The 23,142-nt window shown below is 67.6% G+C and carries 21 protein-coding genes; 10 read left to right on the top strand and 11 right to left on the bottom strand.

The genetic code is table 11. The features are described 5' to 3' along the window. Positions 1 to 5: 5 nt before the first annotated feature. From F7R26_RS23345 to F7R26_RS23335, 3 genes are all read right to left on the bottom strand, one after another. On the bottom strand, positions 6 to 3,143 hold the full coding sequence (locus F7R26_RS23345) for an efflux RND transporter permease subunit (protein WP_150984233.1): 3,138 nt from the start codon (positions 3,141 to 3,143) through the stop codon (positions 6 to 8). Then, on the bottom strand, positions 3,143 to 4,216 hold the full coding sequence (locus tag F7R26_RS23340) for an efflux RND transporter periplasmic adaptor subunit (protein WP_150984234.1): 1,074 nt from the start codon (positions 4,214 to 4,216) through the stop codon (positions 3,143 to 3,145). Before F7R26_RS23340 ends, F7R26_RS23345 begins: the two co-directional genes overlap by 1 nt. A gap of 95 nt (positions 4,217 to 4,311) precedes the next feature. Then, a complete protein-coding gene (locus F7R26_RS23335; RefSeq protein WP_150984235.1) occupies positions 4,312 to 4,758 on the bottom strand; it encodes a hypothetical protein in 447 nt (148 codons plus the stop codon). A 193-nt stretch (positions 4,759 to 4,951) separates the two neighbouring features. Between F7R26_RS23335 and F7R26_RS23330 the strand changes: the two genes are divergently transcribed. Continuing rightward, entirely contained in the window at positions 4,952 to 6,154 is a 1,203-nt protein-coding gene (locus tag F7R26_RS23330; RefSeq protein WP_150984236.1) for a glycine C-acetyltransferase, read from the top strand. 57 nt (positions 6,155 to 6,211) lie between these two features. Then, positions 6,212 to 7,270, top strand: coding sequence for an L-threonine 3-dehydrogenase (tdh, locus tag F7R26_RS23325; protein WP_150984237.1), 1,059 nt, complete (start codon positions 6,212 to 6,214; stop codon positions 7,268 to 7,270). A 4-nt stretch (positions 7,271 to 7,274) separates the two neighbouring features. Here tdh and F7R26_RS23320 read toward each other — a convergent pair whose 3' ends face one another. Further along, complete coding sequence (locus F7R26_RS23320; RefSeq protein WP_150984238.1) at positions 7,275 to 7,712, bottom strand: universal stress protein; 438 nt, start codon at positions 7,710 to 7,712, stop codon at positions 7,275 to 7,277. 361 nt (positions 7,713 to 8,073) lie between these two features. Between F7R26_RS23320 and F7R26_RS23315 the strand changes: the two genes are divergently transcribed. Next, complete coding sequence (locus F7R26_RS23315) at positions 8,074 to 9,153, top strand: Leu/Phe/Val dehydrogenase (RefSeq protein ID WP_241754699.1); 1,080 nt, start codon at positions 8,074 to 8,076, stop codon at positions 9,151 to 9,153. Positions 9,154 to 9,220: 67 nt separating this feature from the next. Here the strand turns inward: F7R26_RS23315 and F7R26_RS23310 are convergent, their stop codons facing one another. Beyond that, entirely contained in the window at positions 9,221 to 10,051 is an 831-nt protein-coding gene (locus tag F7R26_RS23310; RefSeq protein ID WP_150984240.1) for an alpha/beta hydrolase, read from the bottom strand. A gap of 417 nt (positions 10,052 to 10,468) precedes the next feature. On the opposite strand from F7R26_RS23310, the gene F7R26_RS23305 reads away from it, so the two are divergent. From F7R26_RS23305 to F7R26_RS23295, 3 genes are all read left to right on the top strand, one after another. Continuing rightward, positions 10,469 to 13,399: an autotransporter outer membrane beta-barrel domain-containing protein gene (locus F7R26_RS23305; protein ID WP_150984241.1), complete on the top strand. Its 2,931-nt coding sequence runs from the start codon at positions 10,469 to 10,471 to the stop codon at positions 13,397 to 13,399. 208 nt (positions 13,400 to 13,607) lie between these two features. Further along, positions 13,608 to 14,114, top strand: coding sequence for an FAD synthase family protein (locus F7R26_RS23300; RefSeq protein ID WP_241754698.1), 507 nt, complete (start codon positions 13,608 to 13,610; stop codon positions 14,112 to 14,114). Positions 14,115 to 14,124: 10 nt separating this feature from the next. Next, positions 14,125 to 15,111: a glyceraldehyde-3-phosphate dehydrogenase gene (locus F7R26_RS23295; RefSeq protein WP_150984242.1), complete on the top strand. Its 987-nt coding sequence runs from the start codon at positions 14,125 to 14,127 to the stop codon at positions 15,109 to 15,111. Between the two features lie 8 nt (positions 15,112 to 15,119). Here F7R26_RS23295 and F7R26_RS23290 read toward each other — a convergent pair whose 3' ends face one another. The 5 genes from F7R26_RS23290 to F7R26_RS23270 all read right to left on the bottom strand — a co-directional run bounded on the left by F7R26_RS23290 (position 15,120) and on the right by F7R26_RS23270 (position 19,747). Further along, positions 15,120 to 16,181 (bottom strand): hypothetical protein, encoded by a 1,062-nt coding sequence (locus F7R26_RS23290; RefSeq protein WP_150984243.1) that lies wholly within the window; start codon positions 16,179 to 16,181, stop codon positions 15,120 to 15,122. Between the two features lie 2 nt (positions 16,182 to 16,183). After that, a complete protein-coding gene (yfiB, locus tag F7R26_RS23285) occupies positions 16,184 to 16,690 on the bottom strand; it encodes an outer membrane lipoprotein YfiB (protein ID WP_150984244.1) in 507 nt (168 codons plus the stop codon). Between the two features lie 46 nt (positions 16,691 to 16,736). Beyond that, positions 16,737 to 18,035, bottom strand: a complete 1,299-nt coding sequence (gene dgcN, locus F7R26_RS23280) for a diguanylate cyclase DgcN/YfiN (RefSeq protein WP_150984245.1) — start codon at positions 18,033 to 18,035, stop codon at positions 16,737 to 16,739. Continuing rightward, entirely contained in the window at positions 18,032 to 18,619 is a 588-nt protein-coding gene (gene yfiR, locus F7R26_RS23275; RefSeq protein WP_416351360.1) for a regulatory sequestration protein YfiR, read from the bottom strand. The genes dgcN and yfiR overlap by 4 nt, the downstream gene beginning before the upstream one ends. Before the next feature lie 171 nt (positions 18,620 to 18,790). Continuing rightward, a complete protein-coding gene (locus F7R26_RS23270; protein ID WP_150984246.1) occupies positions 18,791 to 19,747 on the bottom strand; it encodes an ATP adenylyltransferase family protein in 957 nt (318 codons plus the stop codon). 157 nt (positions 19,748 to 19,904) lie between these two features. Between F7R26_RS23270 and F7R26_RS23265 the strand changes: the two genes are divergently transcribed. After that, positions 19,905 to 20,270, top strand: a complete 366-nt coding sequence (locus tag F7R26_RS23265; protein ID WP_150984247.1) for a hypothetical protein — start codon at positions 19,905 to 19,907, stop codon at positions 20,268 to 20,270. A 61-nt stretch (positions 20,271 to 20,331) separates the two neighbouring features. Here F7R26_RS23265 and F7R26_RS23260 read toward each other — a convergent pair whose 3' ends face one another. After that, a complete protein-coding gene (locus tag F7R26_RS23260) occupies positions 20,332 to 20,760 on the bottom strand; it encodes an Lrp/AsnC family transcriptional regulator (protein WP_241754812.1) in 429 nt (142 codons plus the stop codon). A gap of 160 nt (positions 20,761 to 20,920) precedes the next feature. Here F7R26_RS23260 and F7R26_RS23255 point away from each other — a divergent pair, with 160 nt between their 5' ends. The 3 genes from F7R26_RS23255 to F7R26_RS23245 all read left to right on the top strand — a co-directional run bounded on the left by F7R26_RS23255 (position 20,921) and on the right by F7R26_RS23245 (position 23,008). Beyond that, on the top strand, positions 20,921 to 21,550 hold the full coding sequence (locus F7R26_RS23255; RefSeq protein WP_150984249.1) for a LysE family translocator: 630 nt from the start codon (positions 20,921 to 20,923) through the stop codon (positions 21,548 to 21,550). 126 nt (positions 21,551 to 21,676) lie between these two features. Beyond that, positions 21,677 to 21,832: a hypothetical protein gene (locus F7R26_RS23250; protein WP_170301749.1), complete on the top strand. Its 156-nt coding sequence runs from the start codon at positions 21,677 to 21,679 to the stop codon at positions 21,830 to 21,832. A gap of 21 nt (positions 21,833 to 21,853) precedes the next feature. Next, positions 21,854 to 23,008, top strand: coding sequence for a patatin-like phospholipase family protein (locus tag F7R26_RS23245; protein WP_150984250.1), 1,155 nt, complete (start codon positions 21,854 to 21,856; stop codon positions 23,006 to 23,008). Positions 23,009 to 23,142 lie beyond the last annotated feature (134 nt).

The following is a 23,142-nucleotide window of genomic DNA, read 5'->3' as shown; positions in this document are numbered from 1 at the left end:
GCCTCTCATTGCGCCTCTCCTTGTGCTTCTCCTTGCGCGATGCGGCCTGGCTTGTTCTCGCGCGACCGCGCCACGCCAAAGCGCTCGAACAACAGCGGCAACAACAGCAAAGTCAGCGCGGTTGAGCTGACCAGGCCACCCGAGACAACGATGGCCAGCGGGCGCTGGATCTCAGAGCCGGGCCCGGTGGCGAGCAGCAGAGGGATCATCCCCAGCGCCGTGATGCAGGCGGTCATCAGGACCGGCCGCAAGCGGTCGCGCACGCCGGTGCGCACCGCCTCGGCCATTGGCAGCCCTTCCTCCAGCAAGGTATTGAAATGCGAAACCAGCACCACGCCGTTGAGCACGGCAATGCCCAGCAGCGCGATAAAGCCCACCGAGGCCGGCACCGACAGGTACTCGCCCGCCACCCGCAGCGCGGCGATGCCGCCCACCAGCGCGAACGGAATATTGGCGATGACGAGCACCGCCTGGCGGATCGAGCGGAAGGTCAGCATCAGCAGCAGGAAGATGGCACCCAGCGCCAGCGGCACCACCAGCGCAAGGCGCGCGGCGGCGCGCTGCTGGTTTTCGAACTGGCCGCCCCAGGCCACGCGCAATCCCTTGGGCAGTCCGGACAGGCCCGCCACGGCCGTTTGTGCCTCCTGCACGAAGCCGGTCAGGTCGCGTCCTTCCACGCTGACCTGGATCACCGCAAAGCGCCCGCCGTCTTCGTGATTGATGCGCACCGGACCTTCCACGCGCCGCACCTGTGCCAGGGAGGTGAGCGGCCAGGACGTGCCGTCCGGCGCCGTCACCTGCAGGCTGGTGAAGCTCTCCGGCGTCTGCCGCAGGCTATCGCTGCCACGCAGGATCAGCGGTGTGCGCACCGTGCCCTCCGGCACGATGCCGATCCGGTCGCCCTCCACCTGGGCGCGCAGCAACGCTTGCAGCGCATCGCCGGAGAGCCCCGCGCGGCCGACGGCGGCGCGGTCCAGCGCGAGCGTGAGGTACTGCACGCCCTCGTTGCTGGGCGCGATCACTTCGGCCGCGCCGGGGATCTTGCGCACGCGCGCGGCAATGGCCTGCGCCGCCGTGTCGATGGCGCCCAGATCCGAGCCGAACACTTTGATGGCCACGTCGCCGCGCGTGCCGGTCAGCATCTCCGAGACGCGCATCTCGATCGGCTGCGTGAAGCCATACACCACGCCCGGGAAACGCTCCATGACGCGGCGGATGGCGATGGCGATGTCCTCCTTGCTGCCGCGCCACTGGTCCTTTGGCTGCAGCACGAGGAAGGTGTCGGTCTCGTTCAGCCCCATCGGATCGAGGCCAAGATCGTCCGAGCCGGAGCGCGCCACGATCGAGCGGATCTCCGGCACCTCGGCCAGCAGCGCCTGCTGCACCCGCAGGTCCAGGTCCACCGAGGTGGCCAGCGAGACCGAAGGGGCCTTCTGCAGCTGCACGATCATGTCGCCCTCATCCATGGTGGGCATGAAGGTCTTGCCCACCGACAGGTATAGCGCCACCGCCACGGCCAGCGCCACGCCCGCAGAGGCAAAGACCGCGCGCGGATGCCGCCCGCTCCAGTCCTGCAGCCGGGCAAAGCCGCGTGCCACCTTGCGCATCAGGTACGGCGTCTCGTCCGCATGCGCGCGCAGCAGCAGCGACGCCAGCGCCGGCACCACCGTGAACGCGATCGCCACCGACGACGCCAGCGCCAGCACGATGGTCAGCGCCACCGGGCCAAACAGCTTGCCTTCCAGGCCTTGCAGCGACAGCAGCGGCAGGAACACGATCGCGATGATCGACACCCCGGCCAGCATCGGCACCGCTACGCTGGCGACAGCATGGCGGATCACCGCGCCGCGCAGCGATGGGTCGGACTTGCGTTCGTGCGCCTTCGCCAAGGCGGATTCGATGTTCTCCACCACTACCACCGCCGCGTCCACCAGCATGCCCAGCGCAATCGCCAGGCCGCCCAGGCTCATCAGGTTGGCGGTCAGCCCCACATAGCGCATCAGCAGGAAGGTCGCCAGCATCGACAGCGGCAGGGTTGCCGCCACCACCAGCGCCGCGCGCAGGCCGCCGAGAAACAGGTACAGCGTCACCACCACCAGCAGGCTGGCCTCGATCAGGGCCCGCACCACGGTATTGGCGGCACGCGTGACCAGTTCACCCCGGTTGTAGAACACGTGCGTGGACATGCCCTTGGGCAGCTGCGGCGCCAGCGCATCCAGCCTGGCCTGCACGTCGGCGACCAGCTGGCGGGCATCGGCGCCGCGCAGGGCCAGCACCAGCCCCTGCACCGCTTCGCCACGCCCGTCCTTGCTGACCGCGCCGTTGCGCGTGGCCACGCCGAGCCTGACGGTGGCCACGTCGCCCACCGTCACCAGCGGCATGCCGTTGCGCCCGCCCGGCGCGGCAACGGCCACCTGGCGCAAGTCTTCGACGCCGCGCACGCCGCCTTCCACGCGCACCACCCAGTTCTCGTCGCCCTGCTCCACCCGGCCCGCGCCGTCATTGCGGTTGTTGGCGTCGAGCGCCTGGCGCAGTTGTTCCAGCGTGACGCCGCGGGCGCGCAGCCGCGCCGGGTCAGGGATGACCTCGTAGCTGCGCACCTCGCCGCCCAGCGCGTTGACGTCCGCCACACCGGGCACCGTGCGCAAGGCCGGGCGCAGCACCCAGTCCAGCACGCGGCGCCGCTCGGCCAGCGAGAAGGCATCGCCCTCCACCGTGAACATGAACATCTCGCCCAGCGGCGTGGTGATCGGCGCCAGCCCACCGATGGCGTTGGCCGGCAGGTCGCGCAGCAGGCCGGCGAGCCGCTCGGACACCTGCTGGCGGGCCCAGTAGCTGTCCACGCCTTCCTCGAAATCGACCGTCACGTCGCTGATGCCGTACTTGGACACCGAGCGGACGATGGTCTTGTGCGGGATGCCCAGCAGCTCCTGCTCGATCGGCGTGGAGACGCGCTGCTCGACTTCCTCCGGCGTCATGCCGGGGATCTTCAGGATGACCTTGACCTGGGTGGGCGAGATGTCCGGAAAGGCATCGATGGGCAACTTCAAGTAAGCCCACGCTCCGGCCACGGCCAGCACGCAGGCGGCAATCAGCACCAGCGCGCGCTGGCGCAGGGAGAAGTCAATCAGGCCGGCAAGCATCACTGGCCTCCCGCGAGCATGCCCTTGAGCGCGCCCACGCCGGCCACCGCCACGCGCGTGCCGGCGGGCAGCGGGCCGCGCACGGTCGCGGCGGCATCGTCCATGGCTTCGACCACCACGGTCTGGTAGCGCACGCCGGTCTTGGTCGCCACGAACACGCCCGGCGTGCCGCGCCAATACGTCAGCGCCATGGCCGGCACCCGCACGCGGCCCGCGCCGCTGGCGTCGGGTGTGCTACGCAAGTGCACGATCACATTCACGCTCTCGCCAGCCTGCAGGCTACCGCGCTTGTCCAGCACCGCGCGCACGCGCACGGCGGCGGTGCCGTCGCTTGCCGGGACCACGCCGGCCACCGTGCCGGTGGCGCCGCGCTGGCGCACTTCCACACGTTCGCCGCCGGTGGGAGCCGGCACATCGCGGCCGACCAGCAGGTCAAGTTCCAGCGCGGTGGGGTCCACGATGCGGAACAACGGCGCGGCGCCTTCCACGCGCGTGCCAGGCACGGCGTTGACCTCGGCAATCAGCCCGGCACGGCCGGCCACCAGTTGCGGCTCACCCGAGCCGGCCGCGAACACGATGCCCGCGGCAGCCATCTCGGCCTCGCGGGCGCGCACCATCGCAGCGCCCTCGGCAGCGCGTGCCTGCGTAGCTTGCCAGCGGCTGCCCGGGATGATGCCGTCATCGTGCAAGCCACGGTCCCGCGCCAGCGCCAGGCGGGCCAGGTTGGCCTGCGAGCGCGCTTCCGACAGCGCACGCCCGGCCTCGAACAGTTGCGGGCTGGCAAAGGTGGCCAGCGGCTGGCCGGCGCGCACCGCCTGGCCGATCGACACCAGCACGCGCGAGACCATGCCCGCATAAGGCGCGGCAACCACGTACTGCGCATCGGGCTTGAGCACCACGCGCGCGCTGGCGCCGGTCTCAAGCTGCGCGGCAGCGGCGACCGGATCAAACCGCACGCCGAGCGCGCGGGCCTGGGCATCGGACAGCGTCAGTACCTGCGCGCGGGCCATGCCAATGGGAAACAGCGTCGACGCGACCAGCGCGCCGACGAAAACAACTCGACGGGAAAACATGCCTGACTCCAAAGCAGGATGGAAGCGCCCGGCACGCCGTGATCAGCCTCGATCAGGCGCGCGAGCGTGCACCGCCGGCGTGGCCGGCAGGGGAATCAGCAAGAGAGGGGAGGGGCGTGCGCGGGAGGTGGCCTGCTGTCGCTGCCACGCCATCGGGGCGGCGTGCGCTGGCGCCACGGCAGGCGCCGGAACACCGGCAGCGGCCGCGCGGCAAACAGCAGGAACGCGAAGACCAGACCGATCAGCACGTCGGCGGCCTGCACGTGGAGGGAAAAGGCAATGGGCCCGATGGCGGTCTGCACATCGACCTCAAGCGGCTCGACCGCGATCAGCGCGGCGGAACCCGCAGGCAAAGCGGAGGAAGGGGATGAAGCGGAAGGAGAATAAGAATTAACCGCACCATGGAGCGCCGTGTGCACATGCAGGCCATGGAGTTTCGGGGTTCCGAGATGGCCGTGCAGAAGCGGGGTGAGGAGCTGCATTGCAAACAGCAACAACAGCAGGACTCCCCGGCAGAAGGAGGGGCGGTCTGCGCGAAACATGGCGCGATTGTAGCCGAGTTTGAGACGGCGGCGCAGCTTGTGAACGGACCATCCGCGCGGCGGTGACGCGCGGCATATGCCTCGCGCCCGGCCCGCTTTCGCCATACCATGAAGACTGGAACGCAACGCGGATGCGGCAGCGCAACAAGATGGCTCCCGCCACGCCACCATCCACCAGCCCAGGGGACTACCCATGCGCGACCGCTATCTCTCCCACCTTCGCGACACCTTAAACACCATCCGCGCCGACGGCTTCCACAAATCCGAGCGCGTCATCGCCAGCCCGCAGGCGGCCGATATCCGGCTGGCGGGCGGCGAGCATGTACTGAACTTCTGCGCCAACAACTACCTGGGCCTGGCAGATGACCACCGCCTGATCGAAGCCGCCCGGCGCGGCCTGGAGCAAGACGGTTTCGGCATGGCCTCGGTCCGCTTCATCTGCGGCACCCAGTCCGTGCACAAGACGCTCGAAGCCGTACTCGCCAAGTTCCTCCACACCGGCGACAGCATCCTCTACTCCAGTTGCTTCGACGCCAACGGCGGCCTGTTCGAGACCTTGCTCGACGACCAGGACGCCGTCATCAGCGATGAGCTCAACCACGCCAGCATCATCGACGGCGTGCGCCTGTGCAAGGCCAGGCGCTATCGCTACCGCAACAACGACATGGCCGACCTGGAGACCCGGCTGCAGGAGGCGGACGCCGCCGGCGCGCGCTTCAAGCTGATCGCCACCGATGGCGTGTTCTCGATGGATGGCATCATCGCGGACCTCAAATCCATCTGCGACCTGGCGGACCGCTACGGCGCGCTGGTGATGGTCGACGATTCGCACGCGGTGGGTTTCGTGGGAGAGCACGGGCGTGGCACGCCGGAGCTGTGTGGCGTGGAGGGCCGCGTGGATATCATCACCGGCACGCTGGGCAAGGCGCTGGGCGGCGCCTCCGGTGGCTATGTGGCGGCGCACCGGGAAATCGTGGAGTTGCTGCGGCAGCGCTCGCGGCCCTATCTTTTTTCCAACTCGCTGGCGCCGAGCATCTGCGCTGCCACGCTGAAAGTGCTGGAGTTGCTGGCCAGCGAAGAAGGCGCGGCATTGCGGGCGCGCGTGCGGCAGAACGGTGAGCATTTCCGCCGCGAGATGACGGCGCTGGGCTTTACGCTGGTACCGGGCCAGCATCCCATCATCCCGGTGATGCTGGGCGACGCCGCGCTGGCTTCCGGCATGGCGGATGCGTTGCTGGCAGAGCATGTGTACGTGGTGGGTTTCTCCTTCCCGGTGGTGCCCAAGGGCCGGGCAAGGATCCGCACGCAGATGAGCGCAGCGCATACGGCCGGGCAGATCGAGCGGGCCGTGGCCGCGTTTGCCAAGGTAGGCCGCAGGTTCGGCGCCATCGCCTGAGCGGCACTAGAGCATCACCCAAGCGCTTCATCCACGCTCCAAGCAGGAGGCTCCCCCATGAAAGCCCTCGCCAAACTCGAACGCGCGCCCGGCCTGACGCTGACCGACATTGCCGAGCCGGAAGTCGGCCACAACGATGTGATGATCCGCATCCGCCAGACGGCCATCTGCGGCACCGACATCCATATCTGGAAATGGGACGAGTGGGCGCAGAACACCATCCCCGTGCCGATGCAGGTGGGGCACGAGTATGTAGGCGAGATCGTCGCCATCGGGCAGGAAGTGCGCGGGCTGGCCATTGGCGACCGCGTTTCCGGCGAGGGGCACATCACCTGCGGCTTCTGCCGCAACTGCCGCGCCGGGCGCCGCCACCTGTGCCGCAATTCGGTGGGCGTGGGCGTGAACCGCGCCGGCGCCTTTGCCGAGTACCTGGTGATTCCGGCCTTCAACGCGTTCCGCATTCCCGACGACATCCCGGACGAGATCGCCGCCATCTTCGACCCCTTTGGCAACGCCACGCACACCGCGCTGTCCTTCAACCTGGTGGGCGAGGACGTGCTGATCACCGGCGCCGGCCCCATCGGCATCATGGCCGCCGCCATCGCTCGGCACGTGGGCGCGCGCAATGTGGTGATCACCGACGTCAACGAGTACCGGCTCGCGCTGGCGCGCAAGATGGGCGCCACGCGCGCCGTCAACGTGCAGCACGAAAACCTGAAAGACGTGGCCGCCGAATTGCACATGACGGAAGGCTTCGACGTGGGCATGGAAATGTCCGGTGTGCCAACCGCCTTTGCAACCATGCTCGAGCACATGAACCACGGCGGCAAGATTGCCATGCTCGGCATACCGCCATCGAAGATGGCGATAGACTGGAACCAGGTGATTTTCAAGGGGCTGGAGATCAAGGGCATCTACGGCCGCGAGATGTTCGAGACCTGGTACAAGATGGTTGCCATGCTGCAAAGCGGGCTGGACCTGACGCCGATGATCACGCATCGCTTCAGCGTGGGCGACTTCGAGGCCGGCTTTGCCGCCATGCTGTCGGGCAACAGCGGCAAGGTGGTGCTGGACTGGACGCAGCCGGACAAGGCGACCGCAAGCCGCTTGCGATGAGCCGCTAGCGATACACCAGTACAGGGATACTGCTATGCGTCAGTACCTTGTTGGTTTCGCTGCCGATCAGCACGCCCTGCAAGCCGCGCCGCCCGTGCGAGGCCATCACGATCAGGTCGCACTCCCTTTCCTGGGCGGCCTGGATGATGGCCTCATACGGGTGGTCATGTATGACGCAAAGGGTCTCGCACGTCACGTCCGCCGCCTCGGCTTCGGCGGCCAGGGTTTTCAGGTAGTCCGCCGAACTGCGGGTGGCTTCCTGCACGAATCGCTTACGGGTGTCGGCCAGCAACTCCACCTGGTAGGTGTAGACATGGAAGTCCGGGATCACCCGGATCACCGTGACCCGGGCCCGCGCCTCGCGGGCGAACACCAGGGCCTTGCGCAAAGCGGCTTCGGACAGGGGCGAGCCGTCGACGGGCAGCAGCAGATGCTGGAACATGGTGCCCTCCTGGCACGCGAAGGGCGCAGGCCACCGCACGGGCTCCCTCTCACGCTTCGCTCGGGTTGAGGATGACCTCGCTCCAAGTATAGATGTGCCGGTGCCGCACACACAGCGCGCGCACACCGCGCGCGCTTCATCTCCCCGCGATTTGCCGGTAAGATCCAGCACCGGTTGCCGCGCCACGACGCGGCGCCCAGCGTTTACCCGAGGCCGGGCAGCCACACAATGGCAGCCCGGCCTTATCGAGACGGCAGCCCCGACGGCTGCCGTTGCAACTGCACCGCCTTGCAACCCAATGCAGTGCACACGGAAAGCGAAGGTATCCCTTTGCGCTCCCAATCTTCATGGAGAAGACGCTTTGACTGAACGCATCAACGCAGAGGCCGCCGGCCGCCTGTTCGGCACTGGCGAAGGCCCATCCCACGAGCGCGTCACGCTCGCCACCGATCCCGAGTCCGGCCTGCAGGCCATCATCGCCATCTACAGCACCAGCCTTGGCCCCGCGTTTGGCGGCTGCCGCTACTGGGCCTATCCCACCGAGAGCGACGCCCTGACCGACGCCCTGCGCCTGTCGCAAGGCATGGCCTACAAGAACGCGCTGGCCGACCTGCCCTTCGGCGGCGGCAAGGCCGTGATCCTGCGTACCCCGGCGCAAACCGATCGCACCAAGCTGTTTCGCGCCTTTGGCCGCATGGTCGAATCGCTGGGTGGCCGCTACATCACCGCCGAAGATGTCGGCACCACGGTGGAAGACATGGTCGCCGCCCGCACGCAGACCCGCTACATCAGCGGGATGCCGCGCGAGGGCACCTTTGGCGGCAACCCGTCGCCCAAGACCGCTTATGGCGTGTTCGTCGGCATCGAGGCCGCCGTGCGCTACGTGCTGGACCATAGCAGCCTGCAAGGCGTGTCCGTTGCCGTCCAGGGCCTTGGCTCGGTGGGCTGGGACCTGTGCCGCCAGCTGCACGCGGCCGGCGCGCGGCTGATCGTGGCCGATATCCACGGCGCCAAGGCAGAGCAGGCGCGCGAGCAATTCGGCGCGCAGGTGGTCTCCACCACGGCCATCACCAGCGTGGCCGCCGATGTGTTTGCGCCCTGCGCGCTCGGCGCGGTGATCACCCCGGCGGTAGCCGAGGGCTGCCAGTTCAAGATCGTCGCGGGCGGCGCCAATAACCAGCTCGCGTCGCTGGACGAGGGCGACACGCTGCAACGCCGCGGCATCTTCTATGCGCCGGATTTCCTGATCAACGCGGGCGGCATCATCAGCTGCGCCCGCGAGTACCTGGGCGGCGCCGAGGAAGCGGCGGTGCTGGCCGAAGTGGCGCGGATCCGCGAGCGCGTGTTCGCGCTGGCCCAACGCGTGGACAAGAGCGGGCTGGCGCCCGCGCGCGAGGCGGTCAACTGGGCACAGGAGAAACTGGCGCCGCTGGCACCCTGACTTGCCTGCCTGAGAAAGCACACGACCCGATGCAAGCTCTCGCGCACGGCGGGAGAGCTTGCGCAGCTTACGGGAAATCCTGTGGCCACAGGGCAGCCCATTTCTCGGCCCAGCAGCAGGTGTGCGTGGCGCCGTCCACCATGCTGATGGCGGGCTGCCGGTCAGCCGGGAAGCGCGACACATAGGCAGCCACCACGTCGCGCGTGATGTTGGTATCGCGGCTGCCCACGAAATGCAGCTGCGGGATGTCCTGCAGGGCGCGCCACGCGTCGGCGGGATTGAGCGAGCCGGCCAGCGGCGGCACGCCGTGCAGCTTGGCCCATGCCACCGGGTCGAGATTGCCCGCCACCGTTACCAGCCGGACGACATCCGAGCGCCGCGCCGCCACCAGCGCCGCCACGGCGCCTCCGCCCGAATACCCCACCAGTACCAGTTGCCGCGCACGGTAGCGCTGCTTGAGCGCGTCGATGGCCCGGTTGCTGGCGTCGATCACCTCGGCAGAGAAGCGCCGGTCCGTCCAATAGGCCGTCTCGCAGCCCCGGAAATCCTCCCCTTGCACAAACTGGCATGGCCGCGCCAGGTACGCCGCCGCGCCACGCTCCTGGCGCAGCGCGAGCTCGAGCGCCACCGGGCGCAACGGCGTCGGATCGTCGGAGGGTTGCGCGGCGCTAAGCCAGGCCAGGCCATCGCCTTCGATATAGATGGCCAGGGTATTCGCGGGCACCACGCTGGCCGGCGCGTACGCGCTCAGCACGAACTCCCGCGCGGGCAGGCGCAACGGCTGCCATCCCCGCGCCGCCGCCAGCGTATCGGCGTTCTCCCGGCGGGCCGCGGGCGAGAAATGGGTGCAGGCGCCAAGCAGCATTGCCGCCAGCAGGATCAGGATTCTTCTCGGCACGAAGGGAAGCGTATTGGCGCAGCCTGGGGAGGACTTGTCACAGGAAATCTGGATCCGTGGGCTTGGTCTGAGGCCACGTAAAACCAGAACGGGCCAGCAACAAGCGGCAAGTCTATCGCAACAACTTGCCCAATTGGGCCACGCCCAGCTTGACCAACGGCCGATGTCAGCATTTGTCAGCTTTGCGGCAATGCGTTTGGATAGGATCAATGCGCAAAAGGACACGCGAAGCTCGCGCGATCCGGACAGGAACAGGAAAGGAATAGAAAAGGAACAGCAACGGGAGAGATCAATTGAAACGAGTCCTTTTTTTGCCAGTCCTTGTTTGCCAGTCCCTCAATCGGGAATAAAAAAACCAAGCCAACAACAAGCGGCAAGCCGACAACGGCCACTTGCCCAACAGGGTCCACGTAAAGCATGAAACACCATCGCAGCTCTCTCCGGCAAGAAGACGTTGCCACCGGCATCGCCCACGCAGGCCAGCCGCACCGCAAGGCGTTGCCGCCTTCCGTACCCCGCGCCATCACGACCGCGGCCGTGATGGCATTCGGCTCGCTGGCTTTTCTGCCCGCCACGGCGGCAGCCGTGACGGGATGCCAGTTCTATTCGCCCAACACAATCTCCAACACGCTTTCATCGACTTGCGTTCTGGGTTCGGGCAGCAGCCTGAATGTCACAGCGTCCAGCGGCGTGATCAGCGTGGTTGGCGGTCCTGGTGTGTCGGTTGGCCCGGCGATCTTCACCCCTGTCGGCAACATCACGAATTTTGGCAGCATCTCGAGCAGGGGTTCGGATGGCAGCGCCGGCACGCCCATGAGTCCCAACGGCAACGACGGCAGTGCCGGCACGGGCATCAGCGTGTCTGCAGCGGCTCCCGGCGCGCCTATCGTCAACCTGATTGCCAACCAGGGCACGATCTCCGGCGTGGGCGGGAACGGTGGCAGTCCCGCTCAAGGGCCCTATTCTGCAGTCAGTGGCGGTGCGGGTGCGGCGGGCATCGGCATCAGCGTGTCGAATGCGGGCGTCGCGACCATCTCCAATAATGGCTCGATTACCGGCACCGGTGGCAACAGCGGCCCCAAGGTGGTTATTTCTGATTTTCCCGGGCGCCCCGGCATGGGCATCGGCATCAGCGTCTCGTCGGGCACGCTGGGTTCACTAGAAAACAACGCGAACGCGACCATCTCCGGCATCGGCGGCTCGGCGGACGCCTCTGTGGCTTTCACCGACGCTGGTGGCGCGGCTACCGGCGTCAGCATCGAGTCAAGCAGCGTCCAGTCCATTCAGAATGCCGGGACCATTTCCGCCACTGGCGGTTCCCGCCCCGGCATACGCCCCAACACCGTTGTGGGAGGCATGGCAATCGCTATCGGCATTTCCGGGAGTACGGTTGGCACCCTTAGCAATACCGGGACCCTCACGGCATCCTCTCCTGGCGGCTTCAGCGCCGGTATCAATGTGCAGAACAGTACGGTAGACCGGATTGACAACTTCGGCACGATCTCGGCCGGGACCGCCATCAGTATCAGCGCCGACAGCACGATCACCAACGGCATCCATAACGCCGGCCGCCTGGACGGCGCCGTCCAGCTGGGCAAGGCGACGCTGGAACTCGATGGCGCCACCGCCACCGTGACCGGTCCGGTCTCTGGACAAGCCGGGTCCGTTGTCAATGTCAACGGCACATTCACGTCGGGCAACACGTTCCAGGTGGACACGTTCAATGTGGCCAACAGCGCCCAGTTCAACATGGGGCATGACGTCACTGTGGCCTCGGGCTTGAACAATGCCGGTACATTGGCCGTTGCGGCCGGCAAGACCGCAACCATCTATGGCAACTACACCCAAGCCGCAAGCGGTGTGTTCCAGACCGGCCTGGGCGCCAATGGCGCCTATGGCAAGCTGGTGGTGAACGGCACTGCCGACCTGTCCGCCAGCAACAAGATCAATGTGAACGTGGCCGGTGCGCCGTCGCTCGTTGCCGGCACCAGCGTGCAGCCCGGCGTGATCTTGGCCACCAAGCTGGTGGCCGGCCCGACCTTCACGGTGACCGACAACAGTGCGCTGTTCGATTTCATCGCCACCCGCAACGGCAATGCCGTCGACCTGTGCGTGGCCAGGGCCGGCGCTACGTCCTGCTCCGCGGCGCCCGTGACACCGACGCCGGACCCGGCGTCGCCGACCTCGCCACTTCCTGCGCCAACCCCGGCGCCGGTGATCACCGTGGTCAGCAGCGTGACCGGCGCGCAGAACACACCGGGACTGGGCGCCGCGCGCGTGCTCGACGCCCTGATCTCGCAAGGCGCGGGCGCGCCCGCCGCCATGGCGCCGGTCATCACCGCCCTGGGCACCTTGCCGACCGAGCAAGCGGTGTCCGATGCGGTCAAGCAGACCCTGCCGCTGATGGTCGCCGGCATGACGGATGTGAACTCCGCCGCCATGCACGCCACCAACCGCGTGATCCAGTCCCGCCAGGAAGCCAACCGCGGCCTGTCCTCCGGCGACGAGTTCATCAGCGACCGCCAGGTCTGGTTCAAGCCCGTGGGCTCGTGGGCCAAGCAGAATGACCGCGATGGCGTGGCAGGCTACAAGGCCAACACCTACGGCATGGTGCTGGGTGCCGACACCGTGGTCTCCGACAATGCGCGCGTGGGCGGTGCATTCTCCTACATGCACAGCCGCATCGACGGCAACTCGCCGGTGGCCGCGCAAAGCGCCAGCGTCGACGGCTACCGCCTGATCAGCTACGGCAGCTACAGCCTGGACCCGCGCACCGACATCAGCGTGCAGGCCGACCTGGGCGCGGGCCGCAACGAGGGCCAGCGCAACATCAACTTCGGCGGCCTGAACAGCCGTGCCTCGTCGAGCTACAACAGCTGGAACGCGCACGTCGGCGCCGGCATCGGCCGCGTCTTCAACCTGCAGCCGACCACCACCTTCACGCCGTCGCTGCGGGCCGACTACACCTTCATCCAGGATGCGGCCTACACCGAGACCGGCGCCGATGCGCTGAGCCTGGCGGTCGCGAAGAACTCGGCGCGCGAGCTGATCCTGTCCACGGAGGCCCGCCTGAACCAGGCGCTGACCGAGCACGCCATGTTCAGCGCCAACCTTGGCGTGGGGTATGACGCGCTGGCGCAGCAGTCGGCCATCACCGCGGCCTACGTGGGTGGCGGCGCCCAGTTCGTCACGCGCGGCATGGCGCCGTCGCGCTGGCTGATGCGCGCAGGCCTGGGCTTTGTCGTCACCAGCAGCAAGGCGATGGAAGTCAGCGTGCGCTATGACGCGGAAGTGCGCGAGAGCTTTACCAACCAGACCGCTTCGGTGAAGGTCCGCCTGCCGTTCTGATTGGATTGTCATTGCAGTGAGGCGGGGCGCCGCTCGGCGCCCTGCCTTCGCCTGCCATGCTCGGGACGCCACCCGTGCGCGGCATTCGCTTCGCTGCGGCCCGTCTTCCCCCTTTATTCCCCGGATTACCGCCGCGCCTGAGGCACTATCATGGCGGGCGACGCCGGCACCGGCCCCCTTGCCGACACCCGAGGCAACTTCAACCCCCATGGCTTTCTACTCGATGACCGACGAACGTCCTCACGCCAGCGGCGCCGCCGCCGACCCGGCCCGGCCGCTGCCCGCGCGCGGCCTGGCCGTGGGCGTATTCGACCTGTTTCATGTCGGCCACCTGCGCTACCTGCAATTTGCACGGGCGCGCTGCCAGACCCTGGTCGTCGCGGTGACGCGCGACGCCACCGTACTGGCAAAGAAGCAACGCGCCCCCGCCATGCCGGAAACCGAGCGCATGGAAATCGTGCGCGGCCTGGGCTGGGTGGATCAGGCCCTGCCCCAGCTCGGCAGCCTGGACGACACCGAGACCGCGCAACGCTGGCTGGCCAGGCTGGCGATCAACCATGTCTTCATTGGCGAGGACTGGCGCGGCAGCGCGCGCTGGGAGCGCCTGGAGCCGCGCCTGGCCGCACAGGGCATCGGGCTGACCTGGACGCCGCGCGCCAACGAGGTATCGACCACGGCGCTGCGCGAGCGCATCCTGAACAGCCTGCCGGCGTGAGGCCTGGGTGATGCCAACCATCACAGCCGGCCTGAACGGCCTGGGCCGCTTCGGCCTGCATCTATTGCGAGCCTGGCTGGACCTGCCCGATCCCCCCCTGCGCATCACGGCCATCAACGACGCGCATCACACGCTGGCCTCGGCAGTGCGCGTGCTGTCCGAAGACCCCAAGGTTTCCTTCTCCGACTGCCAGATCCGCGCCGATGGCGATGCCCTGCTCATCGCCAGGCATGGACAGGCCACGCTGCGTATTGCCTATAGCCACGGCCCGGCGGCGCACGCTCCCTGGCTCGGCCAGACCGACTGGTGGCTGGAATGCTCGGGGGCGCACCCGGGCGCGCTGCAATGCCGCCGCTTCCTCGCCGGGCAAACCCGGCGCGTGCTGGTCTCGGCCACCTGCCACGATGCGGACCAGACGCTGGTGTTCGGCTATAACCATGAGTCCTTCGACCCTGCGGCCGAGGTGATTTCCTATGGCTCCTGCACGGTCAACGCGTTCGTGCCGCTGGCGCACTGGCTGCAGCGGCACTACGGCGTGGACAATGCCGAGGTGAGCGTGATCCACAACGTCCCCGCGCACCGGCTGGCGAACCACCCGCATCCCGAGCGCCGCGCTTGCACGCTGGAAACCGAAGGCCCCCGGCTGCTGCCCTTCCTCGCGCCGGCAGCGTTCCGGGTGGACTATGTGCTGATTCCCTATACCGGCGTGTCGCTGATCGACTTTCGCTTCGGGCTCGCCATGCCGCCATCGGAGGCCGTGCTGCTGGACGCGCTGGACACCGCGTGCGCCAGCGGCGAGCTCAAGGGACTGGTCCGGCTCTCGCCCGTCAACGCCGGGCCGCAGGCCTTTGCCCTGAGCCCGGAGTCCGTCGTGCTGCTGCGGCCGCGCGCACGGCTGACGGGCAAGCGGCTGGTATTGCCGGCCTGCTTCGACAACGAGAACTCAGCCACCCGCTACCTGGACCTGCTCGCCTTCATGGCGCGGCGCGGCGGCTGACGCGTCAATCACCCGGCCGGACGCGCGCCGGCGATGTGGCCGCCCAGTATGCTGGCAATCCGCAGCAGCAAGCCATCCTCCGGCGTATGCCGCTCCAGCACGAGATGCGTCAGGCGCAGTGCCTTTTCCCAGTAGCCGTTGAGGCAGGCGTTGGTAATGCGCGAATACGCATACCACTGCGTCAACGCGGAGAATCCGACCAGGTTGTGGGCCCCGATGATGGTATCGAAGGCCGGGTCCGGGAGACGCCACGCCTTGCCGTAGAAGGCTTCCAGCCACGTTACGGGATCCTGCAGGCGCCAGACTTCGCCAGCCGGCCCGGCATGGCGCTCCAGCCGCAGCGGGCCGGGAAAACGCGTGACGCGCTGATGGCTGGCGGGCATGCCGTGGTTGATCCAGAAGCCACCCAGCAAGCTCGCGCCATCCGCTTGCGGCGCCAGCCCGCAAAGATCGAGGACCACGTCCCGCGCCGGGTGGTGATAGGTCGCCATGTTGTCGATGGGAAAGACCTGCGGCGGGCGCTGCCAGCCATGGCGCGTCAGGATCTGGTGCGCGGCAGGCAGTTCTTCCACCAGCAGTCCCAGGTCGAGATCCTTGTCGAAGGGCAGCAGACGGTTCTCGCGCACCAGGCCAAGCAAGGTGCCCGCATGGGCGAACGCGCGCACGCCGCCGGCCGCGAGCTGCGCCAAGGCTTGCCATAGCAGCGCCTCGATCTGCGGATCGGCCAGGTGGCGCATGACGGGCTGCGGGTTGTAGATCAGCGGGGCTACGCAAAGGGCTTCGAGCGCCTCGCGCAAGGCAAGCACGCCGTCCTCTACGCGCCGCTGATGGAGCAGTGCCCCACCCAGGAAAAACAGCCAGTACGGACGCAGCGCCGGGTGCACGTCGGGCGCTGCCAGCAGGTTCTGGCAGACGGTCTGGACGAGGCCGGGCTGCCCCAGTTCCAGCCCAAGGTGGCACCACCGGCGAATGTCGTCAGGGGGAATCACGCCGCCTGCCTGCAAGCGTTGTGACAGCGCGTTGAACTCGGCAGCAGCGCACGGGCCGGATGTTGATTGCTGGGCCGCCATGACTACTCAATCGTGATCACGATGGCCACGCGCCGGTTCTCCGCGCGGCCCGTGGCGGTGCGGTTGTCCGCCACCGGCTTGCTCTTGCCCAGTCCGCGCACCTGGATGTTCTCCGCCTGGAACCCCGTGGTGGCGAGCACCTTCGCCACCGCCTCCGCGCGCCGGACCGACAGTTGCTGGTTGTAGTCGGCCGAGCCGGAGTCGTCCGTATGCCCGTCCAGCCGCACATTGTCGATGCCCGCGCCCAATAGCGCCAGGCCGATCCGCTGCACCGCCCCTTGCCGCTCGGCACTGATCACATCCTCGTTCAGGCCGAACAGCACCTTCTCGGACAAGCCAAGCTCCCAGCCGTTTTCGGTGAGCTGGAACCCTTGCGACTGCAACGCTTCGACTTGCGCGGGCGTGAGCTTCGGGGCCGGCACCGTCTGGCAGGCAGCAAGCGCAAGGGTGATGGCGATCATGGCGGCAGCGATGCACCGGCTGCCAGTGGCTTGCAAGTTCGATAGCATGAAAGGGGCTCCTATTCTTGTTCTTGTTCTTTTTTTCGTTCTTGTTTCATTTCTCGTTGTCTTCGCATTCGGACACCGAAGCGGGCCCGGAACCCGCCAGCCGCGGCTCCGCGCTCTCCCAGCCGCCTCCCGACCTGCGCTTGGCCCGGTACATGGCCTCGTCCGCCGTGTGCATCAAGGTGGCGGCAGTCTGGGCATGAAGCGGAAACACGGACAACCCGATGCTCAGCGAGGCCCCGATGCTGGTGCCGCTCGACAGCCGCACCGGATCCTTCATGCGAAGCAGGATATGCTCCGCGACCTGAACGATGTCGGCAGGCTTGCGCAGCGAGGCGAGCAGTACCGCAAACTCATCGCCGCCGAGCCTGGCGACCAGGTCGCCCTCGCGCACGCAGGAACGGATGCGCCGGGCGATGTCGGACAACACCTCGTCCCCGGCGGCGTGTCCAAAGTTGTCGTTGATCTCCTTGAACGCGTCGCTGTCCAGGTAGAGGACGCCCGCATATCCCCTGGAGGTGCCGGCGAAGCGCACGGCCCGATGCAGCGCATCCTCGAACGCCGCCCGATTGAGCAGGCCGGTCAGGCTGTCGTGGCTGGCGCGGTGCGCCAGCGACCTGTTCTCGTGCTGGAGCTGGTTCTGCCAGGTCTCCAGTTCGTCGAGCAGGCCGTTGAAATCCTCCCCGAGCGCGTTGAGCTCGGCAATATGCGCTGGCGGCGTGCGCTGGTCGAATGCGCGCTCCGAGCGCACGGCATGGGCCACGCGCATGAGGTTGCGCACCGGCTCGATGATATGGACCAGCATGCGGCTCGACATGTAGTGCGCGCTGACCGCGGTGAGCAGCAGGCAGGCCAGCAGCCCCAGCAGCCCGCTGAGCACAAAGCGCAAGAGGTTGCCGGTGTCGGCGGTCAGGCGGACGGTGCCCACCGCCTGCGTTTCATGCAGGATCTCCTGCTCCACCGGGCCGAGCGCTATCACGCGGCTGGCCAGGCGCTGCAGGCCGGGAAACCGCTCGCCGGCCGGGCGCTGCCACTCGGCCAGCAGGTGGTTGTCCTTGTCATAGACGCGGGCCTGGGCCACCTCCGTCGCGGCGATTGCCACCAGCGCCTCGTTGGCGGCCGCCTGGTCGCGGAACACCACTGGTGCTTCCAGCGTGTACGCCACGGAGCGGGCAACCAGGTGCAGGTTATGGTCGGCATAGACGCGCAGCGCGGCCAGCCCGAGCGCGGTCAGCGAGATGCCCGCCGTGCACACGGCGATCAACGCCACGCTGAGATGCATGCGGCGCAGCGTGTTGTACAGCGTCGGACGCGATCTCGTCGCGTCGGGCCGCAATGACAGCTTCATGGCGATGGCCCCCGGCGGCGGCCAAGCTGCAATACGGCCGGATGGATATGGATGCCGCTGCGGGCAACGGAATCCAGGTTGACGCGGAACGAGACGTGGCCATCGACCACGTTGAGGCAGAACATGCTGCCGATCTCGCACTCGTAGTCTTCTTCCGTGATGACAAGGACCGGGCGCCCGATCAGCTCCGTCGACAGTTTCTTGCGCCGGGCATCCGTCATGGGCCCGAGGTAGACGGAATCGCAGCCCGCGGTGGACACGCCATCCTGCAGGTCGATGCGCCTGGATTGCACGGAGCGGCCGGTTGCCAGCACGCCGCCTTCCGCGAGCTTGGCGCCGTAGCGGGCCGAGCCGTCCACGCACAGGCGCAGGACTTCCCGCTCGGTTGGCCAGCGCGCATAGCCGAGCAGGCTGAACACTACCCGCGCCACCGCCTCGGAACGCGGGGGTGGCGTGTCGGCCGTGGTGCCCTGCGACTGCACGCAGAGCATGGCGGCGAGGAAGGCCGGCAGCAAGCGCGGCAGGCGCAAGTGCTTGCGGCCGTGGCTCGGACTGGCTGGGGCGCTAGCCGTTTGAAGAGGCAAGTGGTGAGGCCTACCAAGTGATGCAATTGGGGAACGTCGCGGCGCACAACAAGCGATGCGACCTGACCTGGCTAGCACGATCAAGCGCGGATTGCGGCCCGGCGCGAACGCCGCCGGACAACCTTGCTAGCCCAAACCCATTAACGGCGCTCCTGCTTTTATATTTACCCCTTATTTCCGGCCCATCGATGCCTGTGACGACAACGGCGGGCCCGCGACCTGCCGCAGCATTGCCATGGGGCCGAGCCGCTCGATGGCATGCATCTGTGCCTCGTCCCGCACAAAGAACGATCCTGCAAACCCGAGCGTATTGACCGAGATGCCCTCGACGGACTCCGCTGACCTGGGCACGAGCAGCATCCCAAGCGGCGTGACAAGCAGGTTGTATGGCGTGCATGCTTGCGACGCTCCATCCACATCGATCACCCGCACGGCGGCCGCGGCCAGCAGCGCGCGGTAGCGCTCAAGTGCGGTGCGCGCCAGATCCGGCCCGCGGGCCGCCGGCAAAGCCAGCGGCGCGAACGCATGCGAAAACGCTAGCCCCGGCACTGTGCCGACGGCGCCATCGATGCGCGCGGCCGCAAGCAGCGGCGCGATGGGCAACGCCGGGCCTTCGCTGGCAAGCGGCAGCGGCACAAGTTGCAGGTGCTTGTGGCGCTGGCTGGCGCCGGCCGCCGCGCCGCCGTTATAGAAGCCAAGGCCATCGAACTCGGCCATGCAGGCCAGCAGTGCCTCGAAGTCCGCCAGGTTAAGCAGCGCGTCCTGCGGCTCGAAGCGGCGGGTAACAATCAGCAGGTGATGGTCCAGGACGTTGAACTTGTTCAGCAGCGCAAGATGGGTCTCGGAGATATCGGCGACAAACAGGTCCGGGTCGTAGGGAAGGAACAGGTCGGCGCCCGCCTGGCTGCCGGCAGCGGCGTTGTCGTTCTGGCGCGCGTGGCCCTGGTCCCTGTAGCGGTCCTTGCGCGCAAGGCTGGAAACCTGGCGCACCAGGAAGCGCACGCCGCCATCGTCGATGCCCACCTGGAAGGTCTCGATCGGACGCAGCGCGCCGCATTGCAAGGCGTGCTCCGTCTGGCGCAGGATGGCCGGCCACAGCGTGCCGGGCTGGAGAGATCGATGTGGCATGGTCTGGCCCAAGGGGTGAATGACTGTAGCCGGAGGAGTCTGATCGATCTTATCCCTCGGAGGCAGGGCAGGCTGGAAGTGACGCGCCCTTTATTACAATACGTGGGCGCCACCTTGGAAACCTAAGGCACCACGGAACACACTACAGAGGACACCAATGACCAACGCGGAACAACGGCAGGCACCGGGCAAGCGCTGGCCCCTGCCCGCTCGCATTTACCTGCTGGGCGCCGTGATCCTCGCTGCAGGCTGGATCGCAGGCGTCCTGATCTACCTGTCCGCCGCGCGCGACGAGGCCGGCGACCTGGCCTACGGCCCCGGGTGGCAGCGGCAATATGATTTCCAGCTCGAACGTATTGGCGGCAAGGCGGCGGTGCTGGCTGCCGAGTTCTCGCAGTGGTTTTCGGATCTGTGGCACGGGCGGCAACTGGCCGTCACCGTGGCGATCCTGTGCACGGGCATCGCGCTGCTGTGCTTCTTTGTCGCGCGTGAAATGTCCCTGGCCGCGAATCGCGACGACTGAAGCGGGATGCGGCGCCCAGCCTTGCAACGCCACCCCGCCACCCCGTCATCGCGTCATCGCTTCATAGCAACGGCAAGCCGGCATTGCGCTTGACCTCGCCCAGCGACAGCATGGACTCCACCGCCGTCACGCCGGGCAATGTGCGCAGCACGTCGCGCATGAAGATGCCGTAATCCTCCAGGTCCCGCGCAACCACTAGTAGCAGGTAATCGGCGCTGCCCGAGACGTTATGGCAGGACACGATGCGCGGGATTGCCTGGATCTCGCGCTCGAAGCGGTCGGAAAGCTCACGGCTGTGCACGCCAAAGCGGACCTGCGTGAACGCCATCAGGCCAAGCCCCAAGGCCTGGCGGGACAGCACCGCGCGATAGCCCTCGATATAGCCGTCGGCCTCCAGCCGCTTGAGCCGGCGCGCGCACGGCGTCTCGCTCAGCCCCACGGATTCCGCCACGCTGGCGTTGGTGGCGCGTCCGTCCGCCTGCAGCGCCATCAGGATGGCGCGATCGGTTTTATCGAGATCCAAAAGACATCCTCCATTCAATCAGCATAAATTAGCGGATTCCACCAAATTATATGGGTTCACCCCATAAAATCGCCAGAATCCCCTCCACCCCCTGGGTCATGATGTTGCCCTCGCCACCGCATGCATCATGGTCTCCCCACATTTGCTCCTTACCTTCATCGGCGCCCTGGCCGTGGTCTACGCCTTACCCGGGCCGGACATGGCACTGGTGCTGCAAACCAGCACCGGCCGGGGCGTCCGCCACGGCCTGGCCACCGTCGCCGGACTGGCCATGGCACGCGCCGCGCATGTCACGCTCTCGGCATGCGGCGTGGCCGCGCTGCTGCGCGCGGCGCCCTGGCTCTACCAGGGCATTCGCGTCGCGGGCGGCCTTTACCTGGCCTATGTGGCCGTCCAGATCTTCCGTAGCCCGGCCTTCGGGATGCACGCCGGCACCGGCACGGCAGCTTCGCCGGTGCGGCTGCGCGCCTCCGTTGCCAAGGGCGCGCTCAGCAGCATCCTGAATCCCAAGGCCCTGCTCTTTTGTTCCGTGCTGTTGCCGCAGTTCGTGGATCCGCATGGCGCGCCGGTGTGGTCGCAAGTGCTTGAGCTGGGCGTGGTGCTGGTGCTGACCGGCGTGGCCTTCGACCTGGCGTGCGTGTTCGGCGCGCTGCGCCTGACCGGCTGGCTACGCCGGAGCCCGCGCGCGCAGACGGTCCAGCGCTGGTCCTTCTCGGCCGCGCTGCTGGCCTTTGCCGCGCGGATCTCGTTCGAGTAAGGGGAAGCGCAGGACGACAGAACCTTCAAGCGAGTGACGCCTTTTGCCCACCGGCAACACGGTTCTGGCAAGAACAGCGCGAGGTGCTAGCCTTACTAAGCGGCCAGGCCCCCTGAGCGCGATCCCTTGTTCCTGGAAACCAGCGTGCCCGGCAACTTTGACCAGACCGTGGTGAACCGGCATGGCGGCGCAATGCTCGTCAAGTCGCGTCCTGGCGAGACCACGTTCCAGGTCCGGCGCCCGCCCATGCCGCGAACACCGGCAAACGCGGCCGCCCCCTGACAACCCGGGAGCCGGAACACCATGGATAGCAAGACGCGACCCGCCGCAGCCCCGACCGACGCGCCTGGCGCGGCCAGTCGGCCCATCGATCAGCAAGTGGTGTTCGTCCTGCAGGGCGGAGGCGCGCTGGGCGCCTTCCAGGCCGGTGTCTACCAGGCGCTGCACGAGGCAGGGGTCGAGCCCGACTGGGCCATCGGCACCTCCATCGGCGCCATCAACGCCTCGATCGTGGCTGGCAACCGGCCTGCGGATCGCTTGCCGCGCCTGCGGCAGTTCTGGGAGCAGGTGGGCCGCCACGGGCCGCTCGAACTGGCCCGACTGCTCTCGGGCGGCGACAGCACGATGTCGAACCTTGCCACCCTCACCCAGGGCATCCCCGGCTTCTTCACGCCCAACCCGGCTGCCTGGTTCGGCACGCGCATGCCGCTCGGGGTGGAGCGCGCCGGCTTTTATTCGGTCTCGCCACTGCGCGACACCCTGCTCTCGCTGGTGGATTTCGCTTACCTCGGCGAGAAACACACGCGGCTCACCGTCGGCATGGTCAATGTCCGCAGCGGCAGGATGTGCTACTACACCAACCGGGACACCGCGCTGAGCGTGGAACATCTGCTGGCATCCGCGGCGCTGCCGCCGGGCTTCCCGGCGATCCGGATCGACGGCGAAGCATTTTGGGACGGCGGCATCTGCTCCAACACGCCGATCGAAGCCGTGCTCGACGACTACCCGCGCCGCAGCTCGGTGATCTTCGCCGTGCAGCTGTGGCCCCTGCAAGGCCCTGAGCCCGACACCATCTGGCAAGCCATGGGACGGCAGCGGGACATCCAGTACTCAAGCCGCGCCGAGACCCAGCTGGAGCACCAGAGGCAATTGCACCGGCTGCGGCATGTGATCCGCGAACTGGCCAAGCACATTCCCCAGGCGGAGCGCAGCACGCCCGCGGTCGAGGCGTTGCTGGGCTGGGGCTGCCACACCACCATGCACGTGGTCGAGCTCAATGCGCCGTCGCTCGGCGGCGAAGACCTGACCAAGGATATCGACTTCAGCGCCGCCGGCATCGACGCGCGCTGGAACGCCGGCTATGTCCACGGCAAGCGGGCCATCGCAGCCGCGCCCTGGCGCGGTGCGCTCGATCCGATCGAGGGCATCGCGGTGCACGCGGCGCTGACACCGGCGTAGGCGCGTTGACGCCGCGCTGGCACGGCGTCCCGGGATTGAGCGCTCACCAGCAAGGCTGGCGCGGGCGCGCTAAGATGGCAGCCCTGTCGTCTCACCGGCCTGACGGCCGCCCCGCCACGCACGCGGATCCGCCA

It is taken from the genome of Cupriavidus basilensis (assembly GCF_008801925.2).
Taxonomy (GTDB): Bacteria; Pseudomonadota; Gammaproteobacteria; order Burkholderiales; family Burkholderiaceae; genus Cupriavidus; species Cupriavidus basilensis.
Note: the sequence above shows the minus strand (reverse complement) of the source record. Positions and strands in the feature narration are given on the sequence as shown.